At 55.7% G+C, this 16,301-nt stretch carries 15 protein-coding genes; 5 read left to right on the top strand and 10 right to left on the bottom strand.

The annotated features are described in order from the left end of the window. The 4 genes from AB3U87_RS16850 to AB3U87_RS16835 form a co-directional block, all read left to right on the top strand. On the top strand, nt 1-209 hold a 209-nt coding region (locus AB3U87_RS16850), incomplete at its 5' end, for a hypothetical protein (RefSeq protein WP_394149834.1). A gap of 98 nt (nt 210-307) precedes the next feature. Then, nucleotides 308-955: a pesticin C-terminus-like muramidase gene (locus AB3U87_RS16845; RefSeq protein ID WP_125289893.1), complete on the top strand. Its 648-nt coding sequence runs from the start codon at nt 308-310 to the stop codon at nt 953-955. Continuing rightward, nucleotides 942-1,295 (top strand): hypothetical protein, encoded by a 354-nt coding sequence (locus AB3U87_RS16840; RefSeq protein WP_125289894.1) that lies wholly within the window; start codon nt 942-944, stop codon nt 1,293-1,295. The genes AB3U87_RS16845 and AB3U87_RS16840 overlap by 14 nt, the downstream gene beginning before the upstream one ends. Before the next feature lie 42 nt (nt 1,296-1,337). Beyond that, on the top strand, nt 1,338-1,643 hold the full coding sequence (locus tag AB3U87_RS16835; protein WP_125289895.1) for a helix-turn-helix domain-containing protein: 306 nt from the start codon (nt 1,338-1,340) through the stop codon (nt 1,641-1,643). 170 nt (nt 1,644-1,813) lie between these two features. Here AB3U87_RS16835 and malQ read toward each other — a convergent pair whose 3' ends face one another. From malQ to glpE, 5 genes are all read right to left on the bottom strand, one after another. Further along, nucleotides 1,814-3,892: a 4-alpha-glucanotransferase gene (gene malQ / locus AB3U87_RS16830; protein ID WP_394149831.1), complete on the bottom strand. Its 2,079-nt coding sequence runs from the start codon at nt 3,890-3,892 to the stop codon at nt 1,814-1,816. Next, nucleotides 3,885-6,305, bottom strand: a complete 2,421-nt coding sequence (malP, locus tag AB3U87_RS16825; RefSeq protein WP_301730909.1) for a maltodextrin phosphorylase — start codon at nt 6,303-6,305, stop codon at nt 3,885-3,887. Before malP ends, malQ begins: the two co-directional genes overlap by 8 nt. A gap of 147 nt (nt 6,306-6,452) precedes the next feature. Continuing rightward, nucleotides 6,453-7,211 carry a DeoR/GlpR family transcriptional regulator gene (locus AB3U87_RS16820; RefSeq protein ID WP_253457578.1) on the bottom strand — a complete coding sequence of 253 codons (759 nt, stop codon included), beginning with the start codon at nt 7,209-7,211 and terminating at the stop codon, nt 6,453-6,455. Nucleotides 7,212-7,230: 19 nt separating this feature from the next. Beyond that, on the bottom strand, nt 7,231-8,043 hold the full coding sequence (glpG, locus tag AB3U87_RS16815; protein ID WP_394149836.1) for a rhomboid family intramembrane serine protease GlpG: 813 nt from the start codon (nt 8,041-8,043) through the stop codon (nt 7,231-7,233). A 48-nt stretch (nt 8,044-8,091) separates the two neighbouring features. After that, on the bottom strand, nt 8,092-8,421 hold the full coding sequence (gene glpE / locus AB3U87_RS16810; protein WP_253457575.1) for a thiosulfate sulfurtransferase GlpE: 330 nt from the start codon (nt 8,419-8,421) through the stop codon (nt 8,092-8,094). 226 nt (nt 8,422-8,647) lie between these two features. Here glpE and glpD point away from each other — a divergent pair, with 226 nt between their 5' ends. Beyond that, nucleotides 8,648-10,156, top strand: coding sequence for a glycerol-3-phosphate dehydrogenase (gene glpD, locus AB3U87_RS16805; protein ID WP_301730910.1), 1,509 nt, complete (start codon nt 8,648-8,650; stop codon nt 10,154-10,156). Nucleotides 10,157-10,231: 75 nt separating this feature from the next. On the opposite strand, the gene AB3U87_RS16800 is transcribed toward glpD, so the two are convergent. From AB3U87_RS16800 to glgC, 5 genes are all read right to left on the bottom strand, one after another. Beyond that, nucleotides 10,232-10,510 carry a helix-turn-helix domain-containing protein gene (locus AB3U87_RS16800; RefSeq protein WP_125289902.1) on the bottom strand — a complete coding sequence of 93 codons (279 nt, stop codon included), beginning with the start codon at nt 10,508-10,510 and terminating at the stop codon, nt 10,232-10,234. Continuing rightward, a complete protein-coding gene (locus tag AB3U87_RS16795) occupies nt 10,500-10,820 on the bottom strand; it encodes a type II toxin-antitoxin system RelE/ParE family toxin (RefSeq protein ID WP_394149827.1) in 321 nt (106 codons plus the stop codon). Before AB3U87_RS16795 ends, AB3U87_RS16800 begins: the two co-directional genes overlap by 11 nt. A gap of 210 nt (nt 10,821-11,030) precedes the next feature. Continuing rightward, nucleotides 11,031-13,478: a glycogen phosphorylase gene (gene glgP, locus AB3U87_RS16790; RefSeq protein ID WP_253457565.1), complete on the bottom strand. Its 2,448-nt coding sequence runs from the start codon at nt 13,476-13,478 to the stop codon at nt 11,031-11,033. 19 nt (nt 13,479-13,497) lie between these two features. After that, complete coding sequence (glgA, locus tag AB3U87_RS16785) at nt 13,498-14,931, bottom strand: glycogen synthase GlgA (protein ID WP_125289905.1); 1,434 nt, start codon at nt 14,929-14,931, stop codon at nt 13,498-13,500. Between the two features lie 75 nt (nt 14,932-15,006). Next, the gene (gene glgC / locus AB3U87_RS16780; protein ID WP_253457562.1) at nt 15,007-16,296 is read right to left on the bottom strand and encodes a glucose-1-phosphate adenylyltransferase; all 1,290 of its coding nucleotides are present in this window, start codon (nt 16,294-16,296) and stop codon (nt 15,007-15,009) included. Between the last annotated feature and the right edge of the window lie 5 nt (nt 16,297-16,301).

Here is a 16,301-nt window from a genome sequence, read left to right as displayed (position 1 = left end):
CTTCTGCTTCTGCTTCTGCTTCTGCTTCTGCTTCTGCTTCTGCTTCTGCTTCTGCTTCTGCTTCTGCTTCTGCTTCTTCCGTCAGTATTTATAATATTTCAGGCACCTCATCTTTTATTTTCCAGTTATTTATTACGTTACAGGGTCAATTAACCTTCTTTACTATTACTTACTTTAAAGGCGCCGGAAAAATAATCACCCTTGATTAAAGGAGAACGCAAGAGATATCATTTGTCCGGAATGATAGCCTGACAAGGCCATGCTGAAAGCAAAGAGAGAAAGAACACAACTCAAAGGATTGAATAACATGTCAGAACCGAAAAAAGGTATATTAACCTTCCGAGCCGAAGGTGATAATTTAAAATCAAGCAATTTTTACTCACGAAAAATACACTGGCCTGGTCTATCATCATCCTGTAGCAACAATAACTCTGGCGTAACGATTGGCCGTGGCTACGATATGGGTGACAAAACCAAAATTGAAGTATCCATCAGCCTGCAAAAAGCAGGTATCGAAAGGGAAAAGGCAGAAGCAATCTCAAAAGGCGCTGGTTTAAAAGGCTGTTCAGCTTACAATTTCGTGATAAAAAACAGAAGTGCAATTAGCGATATAACAGAAAAACAGCAGGTAGAACTTTTTAAAAATACTTATGAAGAATTGAAAAGAGATGTTGAGCGGATTTGTAAGGACAGGTTTACTATTACTAAATATCATCCAGATCCTGGTATATCACCCACGTTGGCATGGAGCAGGATCCCGGAAAAGATAAAAGATATTCTTATAGATTTACGTTACCGTGGGGACTATAACCTGAAAACCAGAAAGCATCTACAACGGCTGGCGTATACAGGCGATATGAAAGGCTTCGGGCGCGTCATTGCAGACGAAACCCTTTGGCATAATGTCCCTAAAGACAGATTCAACAGAAGGGTCAGCTTCTATGAAAATAACTAACGCAATCCTGTTTCTCTCTGTTTTTTCTTTCAATGTAAATGCTGCTTTTACCGAAGCAGAAATAAAACAGCTTGAAGAGATAAATAAAAGCTCGGTGGTAAAAAAAGAACGAGCGAAAGCGGCTCTTGGCGCGACGACAGAAAAAACAATAGCGCACTTTCCAGAGCAGAGCGCCAGTATAACGGCGCTGAAAAAATCGTGGGAAGAGACAATCAAAAAGAAATGTCGGTTACTGACATCCGCATCCAGAAACAGCGATGCAGAAATAGCCGCTGAAAACCTGTGTCTGGCAGAGGAATATGCCAAAGCAGCAACATTCTTTGATGAACTAAATTATTGAGGCGTTCAGCCGACACCTGGCCGAAATGGAGAGGAAAGAAAAATGACTAATTTGAATGATTTCCTGAAAGCTGAATTTTCAGAGGCCGAGCGCACAGAGATTGAACGGATGGCTGACGAGCTGATTCTGGAAACCGGCCTGCAGCTACTGCGGGAAGAACTGGCGCTGTCTCAAAAAATCGTCGCTGAAGCTATGGGCGTGAAACAACCGCGTATCACACAGATTGAACAAAGCGGAGCCGATCGGCGCCTGATTACTATCAAGCGTTATATCGAGGCTATGGGCGGAAAACTCAGCCTGCTAATCGTAATGCCCGGCGAATTGGGCAGCCGTACCCTGCGGGTTTAAGGATGCTGGCGCTGGCACAGGCCGATCGGACGGCATCCGTGCCAGCGCGCGAAGCGCTCTCCGCTCTCTGCACTTGCTTCCCGTCCCTCCGTTGCCGGTTCAGCGCAGCGCCTTCTTCCTTCTATGCTTGCTTCCCGTCCCTCTGCCGCTGGTTCAGCGCGTCCCTGCTTTTACGCTTTCTTCCCGACTCTGCGCCGCCGGTCCACATCCTTCAGCAGCAGATTGACCTGCTTGTCGGCAAAGGTTTCTGTCACCGTTTTGCTGAGCTTACGACGCCAGTTGGGATACTGATCCGTGGTGCCCGGCACGTTAACCGGCTTGTCCATATCCAGCAGATCTTCCGGCTGAAGCCCCAGCAGTGCGCTGTCGGTGTCGGCAAGAAAACGGTGCATTCCCCGACTCAGCTGCGGCGTCATTTTCACCAGGGCGGCCTTTTTGCCGCTGTCTTTCGGCACGCAGCCGTAGCGATGCAGCGCCTCCAGCAGCGCCTGTTTCTGCCGCGCTCTGTCTTCATAAAGACCGCGCAGCACCACCTTATCGGGATACAGACCCAGCTTCTCGCCCATCTCCAGATCGACGGCGCTCCAGAAGCCGCGCAGCGTCGGCAGGTCGTGCGTGGTGGCGCTCGCCATGGCCTGACGCGCCCACTTGTCCGGCGCGCGATAGCGATCGGGCTTTTCCTGCTCGAAATAGAGCACTTTCCAGGAGTAGATGCCGCTTTGCCGCAGCTTTGAGACGATCTCGACGGGCACCGTTCCCAAATCTTCCCCAATCACCATACATTGGTTACGCTGGCTTTCCAGCGCCAGGATCGCCATCAGATCGTCAACGGGATAGTAGACATAAGCGCCGTAATTGGCGGTTTCACCGTAGGGGATCCACCACAGGCGCAGCAGCGACATCACGTGGTCGATACGCAGCGCGCCGCAGCTCATCATGTTCGCTCTGAGCAGGTCGATAAAAGGCTGGTAGCCGCGCGCGGTCATGATATGCGGATCCATCGGCGGCAGTCCCCAGTTCTGTCCCAGCGGGCCAAGGATATCCGGCGGCGCGCCTACCGATGCATCCATACAGTACAGTTCGCGATCGCACCAGGTTTCCGCGCCGCCTTCCGCCACGCCCACCGCTAAATCGCGATAAAGTCCAATCGGCATGGCGTGCTGCCGGCTGACCTGCCAACACTCTTCAAACTGTCGGTTCGCCAGCCATTGCAACCACAGCCAGAAACGCACTTCGTCCTCGTTGTCGCGGCAGAATTGCTGTACGGCTTCGCCATGTGCTTCCCGCAGATTTTCCGGCCACACCGGCCAGCCCCAGGCATCTTTATTTTCGCGCCGCATGGCGCCATGCAACGCGTCGAAAGCGGCCTGCCAGTAAAGGCTTTCACCGCCCTTTTCGATAAAGGCGGTAAAATGCGCCTGGCTGGCATCATCCTGCTGACGCTGGCTGAACCGCTGCCAGGCATAGCGCAGAGCCGTCATTTTCAGCTCCCCTACCGTGTCATAATCTACCCACTCGGCCTCTCTGGCCTGCTGCAGGCGACTCTGGATGGCCTTACCGCGCAGCCAGCGCTGGCCTTCTTTGCTTTCCTGAAATTCCGGGACGGCATTAACGTCGATATAAAGAACGTTGAGCCAGCGCCGTGAAGAGGGGCTATATGGGCTGGCGTTTGCCGGGCTGGCAGGATAAAGCGAGTGGACAGGATTGAGGCCGATAAACGACCCGCCGCGCTCGGCAATTTCGGTCAGCATTTGCTTCAGATCGCCAAAATCGCCAATTCCCCAGTTCTGTTCGGAGCGTAGCGTATAAAGCTGGACGCAGGCGCCCCACAACTTTTCGCCCTGGCGCAGCGGCTCCGGCTCGTAGCAGCGTTTCGGTGCAATGATAATCCGGCACGGCCAGCTCTTTTTCCCCTGACGCAGGGACAGCGTGTGATAGCCATAGGCCAGCGAGGAAGGCAGCGTGAGGGCTTCTCCGGCATTGATCTCGCCCTGATAGTCACGGCCTTTTTCGCTGGTCAGCTGCCACTGGTAGCTGCCCTTGCCGCCGATTTCCAGCGTCATTGTCCGCTTGCGCAGGAAAACCTTGCACGGCGGGATTGGGCCGGGTTTACTGCGGTTGGTTGACATCGCTGCCAGCAGGCGCTGCCGAATGTCGGGGGAAATCTCTTCCTGCTCGCCTTTGGCGTTGATGTATTGGGCGGCGATACCTGCCGCTGCTGCTGCCTGCTCAAATTTCTTTTTATCCATTGCTGCTCCCTGTACGTTTGGCCTGCCAGATGCGCTGCTGATAGTCATGAATAGAACGGTCGGAGCTGAACATGCCGCAACGCGCGGTATTGAGGATGGTCATCCTTGTCCAGGCTTCCTGGTCAAGATAGTGCTGTTCGGCGCGCTTTTGCGCTTCGCAATAGCTGGCGAAGTCGGCCAGCGCCAGCCAGTAATCACCGCCCTCGCCCAGGCTGTTAAGCAGCGGCGCAAAGGCTTGTTTATCGCCATTGCTGAAGAAGCCGTTCTCCAGCTCTTTCAGAATGGCGTTGAGATGCTTATCTTTTTTACGCAGCTTCAGTGGCGCGTAGCCTTTTTTCCGCAGCGCTTTCACTTCGTCTACCGTGTGGCCGAAAATAAAGATGTTCTCTTCGCCTACCTGCTCTGCAATCTCCACGTTGGCGCCGTCCAGCGTGCCGACGGTCAGTGCGCCGTTCAGCGCCAGCTTCATATTGCCGGTGCCGGAAGCCTCATAGCCCGCCGTGGAAATCTGCTCCGAAATATCCGCGGCCGGGATCATCAGTTCCGCAGCGGTAATGCGATAGTCCGGGATAAACACGACCTTCATTTTGTCGCCGATAAGCGGATCGTTATTGATTTTCTCCGCCACTTTGTTGATGGCATAAATGATATTTTTTGCCAGGTAATAGCCCGGCGCGGCTTTAGCACCGAACAGAAAGACGCGCGGCACCCACGCCATATCGGGATCTTCACGCAGCCTTTTGTAGCAGGAGAGAATATGCAGCAGCCCAAGATGCTGACGCTTGTATTCGTGCAGTCGCTTGATTTGCACATCGAACAGCGCTTCGGGACTGACTTTGATCCCGGTCACGCGGTGAATATAGTCCGCCAGCCGCACCTTATTATCATATTTGATCTGGCGATAGCGCTGGCGGAAAGCCGCATCGTCGGCGAACGCTTCCAGCCCTTGTAACGCCTCCAGATGGTTGACCCACTCCACTTTCAGCGTGTCGTCGAGCAGCGTCGCCAGCTGTGGATTGCATTGCTTAAGCCAGCGGCGCGGCGTAATGCCGTTGGTGACGTTATGGAATTTGGTTGGCCAGAGCCGGTGGTATTCCGGGAAGAGATCCTTAACCACCAGCGCCGAATGCAGCGCCGCCACGCCGTTCACCGCAAAACAGCTGACCACGCACAGGTTCGCCATGCGCAGCTGGTTGTCATGCAGCAGCGCCAGCTTTGCCCAAACCGCCTCGTCGCCCGGCCAGACTTTATCGACCTGCTTTTTAAAGCGCCTGTCGATCTCTTTGATAATCATAAAGTGGCGCGGCAGCAGCGCCCGCACCAGCCGCTGATCCCAACATTCCAGCGCTTCCGGCATCAGCGTGTGGTTGGTATAGGCGAAAGTTTTACTGACGATGGCCCAGGCGTCGTCCCACGCCAGCTGGTGCTCGTCCAGCAGCACGCGCAGCATCTCCGGAATGGCAATAGTGGGATGGGTATCGTTAAGCTGGATCACTTCGTAGTCAGGCAGTTCGGCAAGATGGCGTCCGGCAAGATGATGGCGGCGCAGAATATCCGCCACCGAGCAGGCGCACTGAAAATATTGCTGCATCAGACGCAGGCGCTTGCCTTCCTGATGGTTGTCGTTGGGATAAAGCACCTTGGTCAGCTTTGCCGCCTCGATGCCCTGCTGCTCCGCCTGAAGAAATTTGCCGTCGTTAAACAGCGTCAAATCGAAAGGATGCGCGTGGCTGGCCTGCCAGAGCCGCAGCGGCTGCGTTACGCCGTTGCGGTAGCCGACCACCGGCAGATCCCAGGCCTCGCCGCGCAGCATAAAAGCGGGCTGCCAGTCGACGCTGCCCTCGTTGTTTTTGGTGACTTTCCCGCCGAAACCGACGTTAACATCCAGCGCGCTATTGTGGCGAAACCACGGATAACGCTCGCGATGCCAGTCGTCCGGCGCCTCGATCTGGCGGCCATCGTCAAAGGACTGGCGAAACAGGCCGTACTGGTAGTTCAGCCCGTAGCCGGTGGCGGACTGCCCGACCGTCGCCATTGAATCCAGATAACAGGCGGCCAGCCGTCCCAGCCCGCCGTTGCCCAGAGCCGGATCGACCTCTTCCTCCAGCAGCTCGCTCAGGCTGCACTGGTGAGCGGCCAGCGCCGCTTTTACCTCGTCATACCATCCCAGGTTCAGCAGCGTGTTGCCGGTCAGCCTGCCAATCAGAAATTCCATGGAAATATAGTTTACGTGGCGCTGCTGCTTTGCCGGCTTTGCGGGCGCGGCAGCGGCCAACATCTCGGCCAGCGCGCCGCTGAGCGCCTGCCACCACTGGTGAGACGTCATTTCATCTGCTGAAGAAAGGCCGGTGCGCTGCCACTGGCGGGCCAACGCCGCCTCGAAACGAGCCTGATTAAATTTCTGCTGCGACATACCGCTTCCTTTTAAAAGAGTAAGAGGAACACTGGCGGAACACATACAGTTAAGACCTGAACAGTAAAAAATGCTCATGCAGGCTGATGATAAAATTAAAAAAGCCATCGACAGGGCGTCGATGGCTGGTTCGCTATCAGGCAGGGTTTAGCACAGTTCCAGATGAACCTCGTGCTGCTCGATGGTTTTCAACACGCCGGGCGGCGGCACCTCATCCGTAAAGAGATAGTCAATCAGGCTCATATTGCCCAGGTTGACCATCGCGTTGCGGCCAAATTTTGAATGGTCGGCCACCAGCATCACGCAGCGCGAGTTTTCGATAATCGCCCGCTTGGTGCGCACCTCGTGATAGTCGAAGTCCAGCAGCGAGCCGTCCATATCAATACCGCTGATGCCCAGGATGCCGTAGTCCAGACGAAACTGAGAAATATAATCCAGCGTCGCCTCGCCCATGATGCCACCGTCACGCGTGCGGACTTCGCCGCCCGCCACAATCAGGCTGAAGTCGGGCTTGCTCATCAGCAGCATCGCCACGTTAAGATTGTTGGTGACAATGCGCAGGTTGTTATGGTTCAGCAGCGCGTGCGCAACGGCTTCCGGCGTGGTGCCGATATCAATAAATAACGAAGCGCCGTCCGGGATCTGGCTGGCCACTCGCTGCGCGATGCGCGCTTTTTCCGCCGACCACATCATTTTACGATCCTGCCAGGCGGTATTTTCCGAACTGGAGGGCAGCGCCGCGCCGCCGTGATGACGCTGGATCTTATTCTGCTCCGCCAGCTCGTTCAGATCGCGACGGATGGTTTGCGGGCTGACGGTAAAGTGATCCACCAGCTCCTCGGTACTGACATAGCCCTGACGACGAACCAGATCGATAATGGCGTCGTGTCGTTGCGTCTGCTTCACAAAGCTCTCCTGTTGCCCGTTATTTTTTTCGGGTGTCTACAAAGGCCATTGCCAGGCCTGTCAGCAGCCCGGTAACGTGAGCGGCGTTGGCGATCGACAGGCCGAACCAGCCCATATAGCCAATCACCAGCCAGACGATGGAAAACGCCATCAGGCCGCGTTCAAGGAAGATACCGCTGGCGGGATCCCGCTCTCCGCGCAGCCAGGCGTAGCCCATCAGCGCGTAAACCACGCCGGAAAGGCCGCCAAACAGCACGCCGCTGAACTTCGCCTGCATCCAGCCGCTGAGCAGCGCGGAGATTAGCATAATCACAAACAGCTTACCGCTGCCCAGCCGTTTTTCTATGGCGCCGCCCAGATACCACCACCAGAGCAAATTAAAGAGGATATGCACCAGTGAAAAATGCAGCAGCGCGTGGCTGAACCAGCGCCACAGCTGAAAATGCTGATCGACATCCGGCCAGGAAAGCCAGCTCAGCACGGTGCCGTCGCCGACAATCTGCATCAGGATAAACACGATGATACAGGCTGCCATCACGGTCAAAGTCAGCGGCCCGGCGCGTTCACGAAGGTTAGCCATCAGCGAGGAATGACTATAGGTAATGCCGCTGTTGGTGGTGCCAGAGTGCCAGCTTGCCATCTGATAACGCGGATGATTCGGGTCGCGGATAAACTGATTAAGTTCGTTTTCGACCAGCTCCAGCTGGGCATCGTTATCCAGCCACAGCGTGTAGCGGCTGTCCTGCTCAATCCGCAGCGTGACGCCGCGCGTCGCCATATAATCCACAAAAGCCTGCGCCATGCGTTGGCTGGCAAAATCGGTAATGCGCATCATCGCCGGTAAAGTCCCTGTTGCTGAAAAATGGTTTCCTGTCTGCGGTTAGTCCGCGGCGGAATCAACCTGCTGTGGAAAAGCGGCGCGCCAGGCGTCGAAACCGCCATCAATACTGTAGGCCGCTTTGAAGCCCTGCGTCAGCAGATACTGCGCCGCGCCCTTGCTGCTGTTGCCGTGGTAGCACATCACCAGTACCGGCACAGAGAGATCGCTCTGCTGGATAAAGGTGCTGAGCGTGGTGTTAGTCAGGTGGAAAGCGCCGCTGGCGTGTCCGATAGCGTAGCTTTGCGGATCGCGGATATCGACCAGCAGGGCGTTGTCCTGGGTCAGCAAAGCCTGCGCCTGCTGCACGTTGATGCACTCAAATTGTTCCATGATCGATTCTCGAATAATGACAAGCGGCCGCTATTGTATCGCGAACAAAGCCGACAATAACCCAACGAAATGCAGGGCTATACGGCTTTTTCGTGAACAATTCTGTTACCTGCATCACGCATAAATGTTTTTATTCGGTTAAGGCTGGCATCAGTGTCGCTTTGCGATTATTATAATGCTCGAAAACGAACATTTAAGAACTATTCCGAACATCGGAGGAGATGACGTGGAAACCAAAGACTTGATCGTAATCGGCGGCGGTATCAACGGCGCTGGCATTGCAGCAGATGCTGCAGGACGCGGCCTGTCTGTGCTGATGCTGGAAGCGCAAGATTTGGCCTGCGCTACCTCTTCCGCCAGCTCTAAACTGATCCACGGCGGCCTGCGCTACCTGGAACACTACGAATTCCGCCTGGTCAGCGAAGCGCTGGCCGAGCGTGAAGTGCTGCTGAAAATGGCGCCGCATATCGCTTTCCCGATGCGCTTCCGCCTGCCGCACCGCCCGCACCTGCGTCCGGCATGGATGATCCGCGTGGGTCTGTTTATGTACGATCATCTGGGCAAACGCACCAGCCTGCCGGGCAGCAAAGGGTTGCGTTTTGAATCAGACTCGGTGCTGAAGCCGGAAATTACGCGCGGTTTCGAATATTCCGACTGCTGGGTAGACGATGCGCGCCTGGTCGTGCTCAACGCACAGGAAGTGGAAAAGCGCGGCGGCGAAGTCCGTACCCGCACCCGCGTCACTCGCGCCTGGCGTGAGAACGACCTGTGGACGGTAGAAGCAGAAGATATCGATACCGGCAAAACCCATACGTGGCAGGCTAAAGGCCTGGTCAACGCGGCTGGCCCCTGGGTGAAGCAGCTGTTTGACGACGGCCTCCAGCTGAAATCACCTTACGGTATTCGCCTGATCAAAGGCAGCCATATCGTGGTGCCGCGCGTGCATACGCAAAAGCAGGCTTATATCCTGCAAAACGAAGACAACCGTATCGTTTTTGTGATCCCGTGGATGGATGAGTTTTCCATTATCGGTACCACCGACGTGGAGTACAAAGGCGATCCGAAAAACGTGCATATCGACGAGAAAGAGACCGAGTATCTGCTGAAAGTGTTTAACAACCACTTTAAGAAGACGCTGAGCAAGGAAGATATCGTCTGGTCTTATTCCGGCGTGCGCCCGCTGTGCGATGACGAATCCGATTCGCCGCAGGCCATCACCCGCGACTACACGCTGGACGTGCGTGACGATAACGGTAAGGCGCCGCTGCTGTCGGTCTTCGGCGGCAAGCTGACCACCTACCGCAAGCTGGCTGAGCATGCGATGGAAAAGCTGTCTAAGTATTATCCGAAAGCCGGCCCGGCCTGGACGCGCAGCTGCGTGCTGCCCGGCGGCGATATCGCCGGCACGCGTGAGGATTACGCCGCCAGCCTGCGTCGCCGCTATCCGTTTATTACCGAAGCGATGGCTCGCCACTATGCCCGTACCTACGGCAGCAACACCGAGCTGTTCCTGAAACCGGCGAAAAGCCTGGACGATCTGGGCGAACGCTTTGGCCACCACTTCTACGAAGCGGAGCTGCGTTATCTGGTCGAGAAGGAATGGGTGCGCGAGCAGGACGATGCGCTGTGGCGCCGTACCAAAATGGGCATGTTCCTGAACGAGCAGGAGCGCGCACGCGTCGGTGAATGGCTGGCCCAGCATGGTAAAAAACCGGTTTTATCGCTGGCCTCATAAGGGCTGACGGCTAAAGCGGTAATACAGAGGGCGGAATTGATTTCCGCCCTTTTTGTCATCAGGCTCAGGCCGCTATCAGAAGTAAAGCGTGGCGTTATCGATACCGCAGGCTCTGGCATAGCGCGCAAGCGTCTCCAGACTGGCTGAAGTGATATTTTTTTCCATCCTGGAAACGGTGGGCGGCTTTATTCCCATGCGTTCAGCGACCTGCGCGCTGGTTAGCCCTGCCCTGGAACGCCATTCAAGCAACAATGCCTGTAAGCGCTCTTTTCTTTCCGCCGCTTCCCAGGCCGCACGGTACTCAGGATCGCCCATCATCTCTTCATGGATCTGTGAATGCGTTTTATATTTCACGTTTCATCTCCTCCAGACGCTGCCAGGCTAAGTCTGTTTCCGTACGCGGTGTTTTCTGCGTTTTCTTAATAAAAATGCGCAACAGATAAATTTTGCTCCCCGCCTGATATACCCATAGCCCACGAGCAATGTTGCTGCCCATTGTTCTGACCTCGTACAAACCGTTCCCAAGGGGCCTGGTATCAGGTTCACGTAACAGACGAGGGTTCTCTTCCAGCTTTTTGATTAACCTGTCCAGTTTTACCCTGACGGTTATCGGTAGCGCTTTCAGTTCCGCTTCCGCTTTATCATGCCAGATAACGGTAAACATGCTCTCACTCCCTGAGAAATAATAGCCTTTAAGCTAATTTAGCTCAACCCTCTACGATGCGTGTTACAGACATAGCGGGAGTCAGAAAAATGAAGATCCAGAGGGAATTCCGACAGAACGGGGAGAAACTTCTTCAGGCTGACTCTCGCTGCGCTGTATAAAAACACAGCACAGCGAGTCTTCAGGTAAAGCGTTTAATCACGGCAGAGCTTAGAGGCGGATCGGCTTAATGCCCCAAATCTCATCGGCATATTCCTGGATGGTGCGATCCGACGAGAAGTAGCCCATATTGGCGATATTCAGCAGCGTTTTGCGCGTCCATTCCTCCGGATGGCGGTACAGCTCGTCCACCTTGTCCTGGGTATCCACGTAGCTGCGATAGTCCGCCAGCAGCTGATAGTGGTCGCCCAGATTCACCAGCGAATCATAAATATTACGATAGCGGCCAGGCTCCTGTGGGCTGAAGGTGCCGGTAGCGATCTGCGTCAGCGCCTGATGCAGCTCGGCGTCCTGTTCGTAGTATTTACGCGCGTTATAGCCCTGGGCGCGCAGCTCCTCGACCTGCGGCGTGGTGTTGCCGAAGATAAAGATATTCTCTTCGCCGACGTGCTCCAGCATCTCGACGTTGGCGCCGTCCAGCGTCCCGATGGTCAGCGCGCCGTTCAGGGCAAATTTCATATTGCTGGTGCCGGACGCTTCCGTGCCCGCCAGAGAAATCTGCTCGGAAAGGTCGGCCGCCGGGATAATGACCTGGGCCAGGCTGACGCTGTAGTTGGGGATAAACACGACCTTCAGCTTATTTTTCACCTGCGGATCGTTGTTGATCACCTGCGCGACATCGTTGATCAAATGAATAATATGTTTTGCCATGTAGTAGGCCGACGCGGCCTTACCGGCAAAAATATTCACGCGCGGTACCCAGTCGGCATCCGGATCGGCCTTGATCCGGTTATAGCGGGTGATCACATGCAGCACGTTCAGTAGCTGACGTTTGTACTCATGGATACGCTTGATCTGCACGTCGAACAATGCGTGAGGATCGATAACGATATCCATTTTCTGGGCGATATGCGCCGCCAGCCGCTTTTTGTTGGTCAGCTTGGAATCGCTGATCCTTTTCAAAAAGCCAGGATAGTCGATATGCTGCTTCAGCTCGTCAAGCTGGCTTAAGTCGGTACGCCAGTTGCGGCCAATGGTGTCGTCCAATACTTCTGAAAGCGAAGGATTGGCCAGCGCCACCCAGCGACGCGGCGTCACGCCGTTGGTTTTATTGCAGAAGCGGCCAGGGAACAGCGCGGCAAAGTCGGCGAACAGCGACTGTACCATCAGGTTAGAGTGCAGTTCGGACACGCCGTTGACCTTGTGGCTGACCACGACCGCCAGCCAGGCCATCCGTACCTGACGACCGTTGTTCTCATCAATGATCGAGATGCGCGACTGCAGATCCCAGTCATCGGGATAGTAGTCCTGAATCGTTTTCAGGAAGTAGTCGTTGATATCGAAAATAATTTGCAGATGGCGCGGCAGGATCCTGCCGATCATATCTACCGGCCAGGTTTCCAGCGCCTCCTGCATCAGCGTATGGTTGGTGTAGGAGAAGACCTGACAGGTCACTTCAAACGCGTCGTCCCAGCTGAACTTATGCTCGTCGATCAGCAAGCGCATCAGCTCCGGGATAGCCAGCACCGGATGGGTATCGTTCAGGTGGATGGCTATCTTATCCGCCAGGTTATCGAACGTCTGATGCATCACCCAGTGCCGGTTAAGAATATCCTGCACCGTGGCCGACACCAGAAAATATTCCTGGCGTAAACGCAGCTCGCGCCCGGAGTAGGTCGAATCATCCGGGTAAAGCACGCGCGAGACGTTTTCCGAGTGGTTTTTATCTTCCACCGCCGCAAAGTAGTCGCCCTGATTAAATTTCCCCAGGTTGATTTCGTTACTCGCCTGCGCGCCCCACAGGCGCAGCGTGTTGGTGGCGTCGGTATCAAAGCCCGGAATGATCTGATCATAGGCCATCGCCAGCACTTCTTCCGTTTCCAGCCAGCGGGAACGGCTGCCCTCTACCTGAATACGTCCGCCGAAGCGGACTTTGTAGCGGGTATTAAAGCGCTGGAACTCCCACGGGTTGCCGTACTCCAGCCAGTAATCCGGCGATTCCGCCTGGCGACCGTCAACGATATTCTGTTTAAACATGCCGTAATCGTAGCGGATGCCGTAGCCGCGTCCGGGCAGGCCCAGCGTGGCGAGCGAGTCCAGGAAGCAGGCGGCCAGGCGGCCCAGACCGCCATTGCCCAGCCCCGGATCGCTCTCTTCGCCGATCAGATCTTCCAGATCGAAACCCATTTCTTCCAGCGCGGCGCGCGCGTCTTCGTAAATACCCATTGCCAGCAGCGCATTGGAAAGCGTGCGGCCTACCAGGAATTCCATCGACAGATAATAGACCTGACGCACATCCTGCGACAGCTGCGCCCGGTTAAAACGCAGCCAGCGTTCCACCATCCGATCCCGCACCGCCAGCAGCGTGGCGTTCAGCCATTCATGTTTGTTGGCAACGGAAGGATCCTTGCCGATAGTGAACATCAATTTATAGGCGATGGAGTGCTTCAGTGCCTCGACGCTGAGCGTTGGGGCGGTATAGATGAAAGGTGCGTTCATATCAATTTTCCTGGGTTCTTTACAGCAGACGTTGATAGAGATCGCGGTAGGCCACGGCGGCCACCTGCCAGCTAAAATCCATTGCCATTGCCTGACGCTGTACGTAACGCCACAGCGAAGGGCGCGACCAGAGCACAAAGGCGCGGCGAATGGCACGGAGCAACGACCAGGCATTGCTGTCTTCAAAGACGAAACCGCTGGCAATGCCGTCGGCCAGGTTCTCCAGCGAGCTGTCGTTGACCGTATCGGCCAAGCCGCCGGTACGCCGCACCAGCGGCAGTGTGCCGTACTTCAGGCCGTAAAGCTGCGTCAGCCCGCAAGGCTCGAAGCGGCTCGGCACCATAATCACGTCGGCGCCGCCCATGATGCGGTGCGAAAAGGCTTCGTGGTAGCCAATCTGCACGCCGACCTGACCCGGATATTCCGCGGCCGCCGCCAGGAAGCCCTGTTGCAGCACCGCGTCGCCCGCGCCCAGCAGCACCAGCTGGCCGCCCTGCTCCAGCAGCCCAGGCAGCGCCTCCAGCACCAGATCCAGCCCTTTCTGCTTCGTCAGGCGGCTGACCACGGCAAACACCGGGGCTTTTTCGTCAATTTTCAGCCCCATCGCAATTTGCAGCTGGCGCTTGTTCTCCTGCTTGGCGTCTAACACGTCGCGGTTATAACGCGTAGTCAGCAGCAGATCCTGCTCCGGATCCCAGATCAGCGGATCCACGCCGTTCAGGATGCCGGTCAGCCGCCCTTCCATCTGCCGCTGCTTCAGCAGATCTTCCATACCGTAACCAAATTCCGGCTGGGTGATCTCGCGCGCATAGGTCGGGCTGACCGCCGTAATATGATCGGCATAGAACAGACCAGCTTTGAGGTAGGAGATCTGTCCATAAAATTCCAGGCCGTGCATATTGAAGAAAGACCACGGCAGCTGGATTTCGTCCAGATGATGCGCGTAAAACAATCCCTGATACGCCAGGTTGTGTACGGTGAACACGGATTTTGCCGGACGGCCTCTGGCGGCCAGATAGGCGCAGGTCAGACCGGCGTGCCAGTCGTGCGCGTGAACCACTTCCGGTCGCCAGAAGGTGTCCAGTCCGCAGGCAATTTCACAGCCCATCCAGCCCAGCAGCGCAAAACGGAGATAGTTATCCGTATAGGCAAACTGCGATTCATCGTGATACGGGCTGCCGGGGCGATCGTACAGTCCCGGCGCGTCGATCAGATAGATGCCTACGCCGTCGTACTGTCCATAAAGCAGCTCGACATAGCCGGCAAAAGTATGCAGTCGGGCGACCACTTCGGTATCCGGTATCCCTTTTTTCAAGTCCGGAAACGCCGGGATCAATACGCGAGTATCAATCCCTTGTGCAATTTGCGCCGCCGGTAATGCTCCCACAACATCAGCAAGCCCGCCCGTTTTCAGCAGCGGGAAAATTTCTGAACAGACATGTAAAACCTGCATTATCGGCTCCTTTACCTTGTTCTGACGCGTTCCTCCGCATCAAATACCTGTGCTTTATTTTTGTACTTTATGCGGTTAACTGCGCCAGCCCAGCTTCGCCAGCATGGAACGCGTCACCAGCACAATGCCTTCTTCCGAGCGGTAAAAACGGCGCGCGTCATCATCCGGATTCTCACCGATTACCGTTCCTTCGGGCAGCACGCACGCACGATCTATAACGCAGCGGCGCAGGCGACAGGAGCGCCCCACTACCACATCCGGCGACAGCACAGAGGATTCGATATTGCAGAAAGAATTGATTCTTACGCGTGAAAACAAAACGGAATTCACTACCACCGAGCCGGAAATAATGCAGCCGCCCGATACCAGTGAATTCATCGTCATTCCATGACTGCCTGACCTGTCCTGCACGAATTTCGCCGGCGGCAGCGGCTCCATATGGGTACGGATAGGCCATTCACGGTCGTACATATCCAGCTCCGGCGTCACCGACGCCAGATCGAGATTGGCTTTCCAGTAAGCTTCCAGCGTGCCGACATCGCGCCAGTAAGGCGGCGCGTCTTTATCGCTTTGCACGCAGGAAAGGCTGAAGGAGTGCGCCAGCGCTTCGCCGGTCGCTACGATCTTCGGCAGAATATCTTTGCCGAAGTCATGGTTCGATTCGGGAATTTTCAGATCGTCTTCCAGCAGCTGATAAAGATAGTCGGCGTTAAAGGTATAGATGCCCATGCTCGCCAGCGCCAGGGTATCGTTACCCGGCATCGACGGCGGATCGGCCGGTTTCTCCAGGAAATCGACGACTTTGTTCTGATCGTTGACCGCCATCACGCCGAAGGCGCTGGCCTCTTCAATCGGTACCGGCAGGCAGGCAATGGTGCATTTCGCGCCGTTTTCCACGTGGTCCAGCAGCATGCGCGAGTAGTCCATTTTGTAGATATGGTCGCCGGCCAGGATCACGATATATTTCGCTTCATAGCGCCGAATAATATCCAGATTCTGCGTCACGGCATCCGCCGTGCCCCGATACCAGTGCTCGGTAGTCTGGCGCTGCTGGGCAGGGAGCAGGTCGACGAACTCGTTCATCTCCTCGTTAAAAAGCGACCAGCCTCGCTGGATATGCTGCACCAGCGTGTGCGACTGGTACTGGGTGATCACCGCGATCCGTCGGATCCCGGAGTTCAGGCAGTTTGACAGGGCAAAATCGATAATGCGGAACTTGCCGCCGAAATGGACGGCAGGCTTGGCGCGGTTGGCGGTAAGGTCTTTCAGGCGCGTGCCGCGTCCGCCCGCCAGGATCAGGGCTACAGTTTGCGACGGCAATTGTCTTGCCAACATCAGAGGGTCGTTCTTATCTAAAGTGGCCATGCCTG

It is taken from the genome of Erwinia plantamica, from assembly GCF_043420595.1.
GTDB classification, from domain to species: Bacteria; Pseudomonadota; Gammaproteobacteria; order Enterobacterales; family Enterobacteriaceae; genus Erwinia; species Erwinia aeris.
This window is presented reverse-complemented; position numbering and strand designations above follow the sequence as displayed.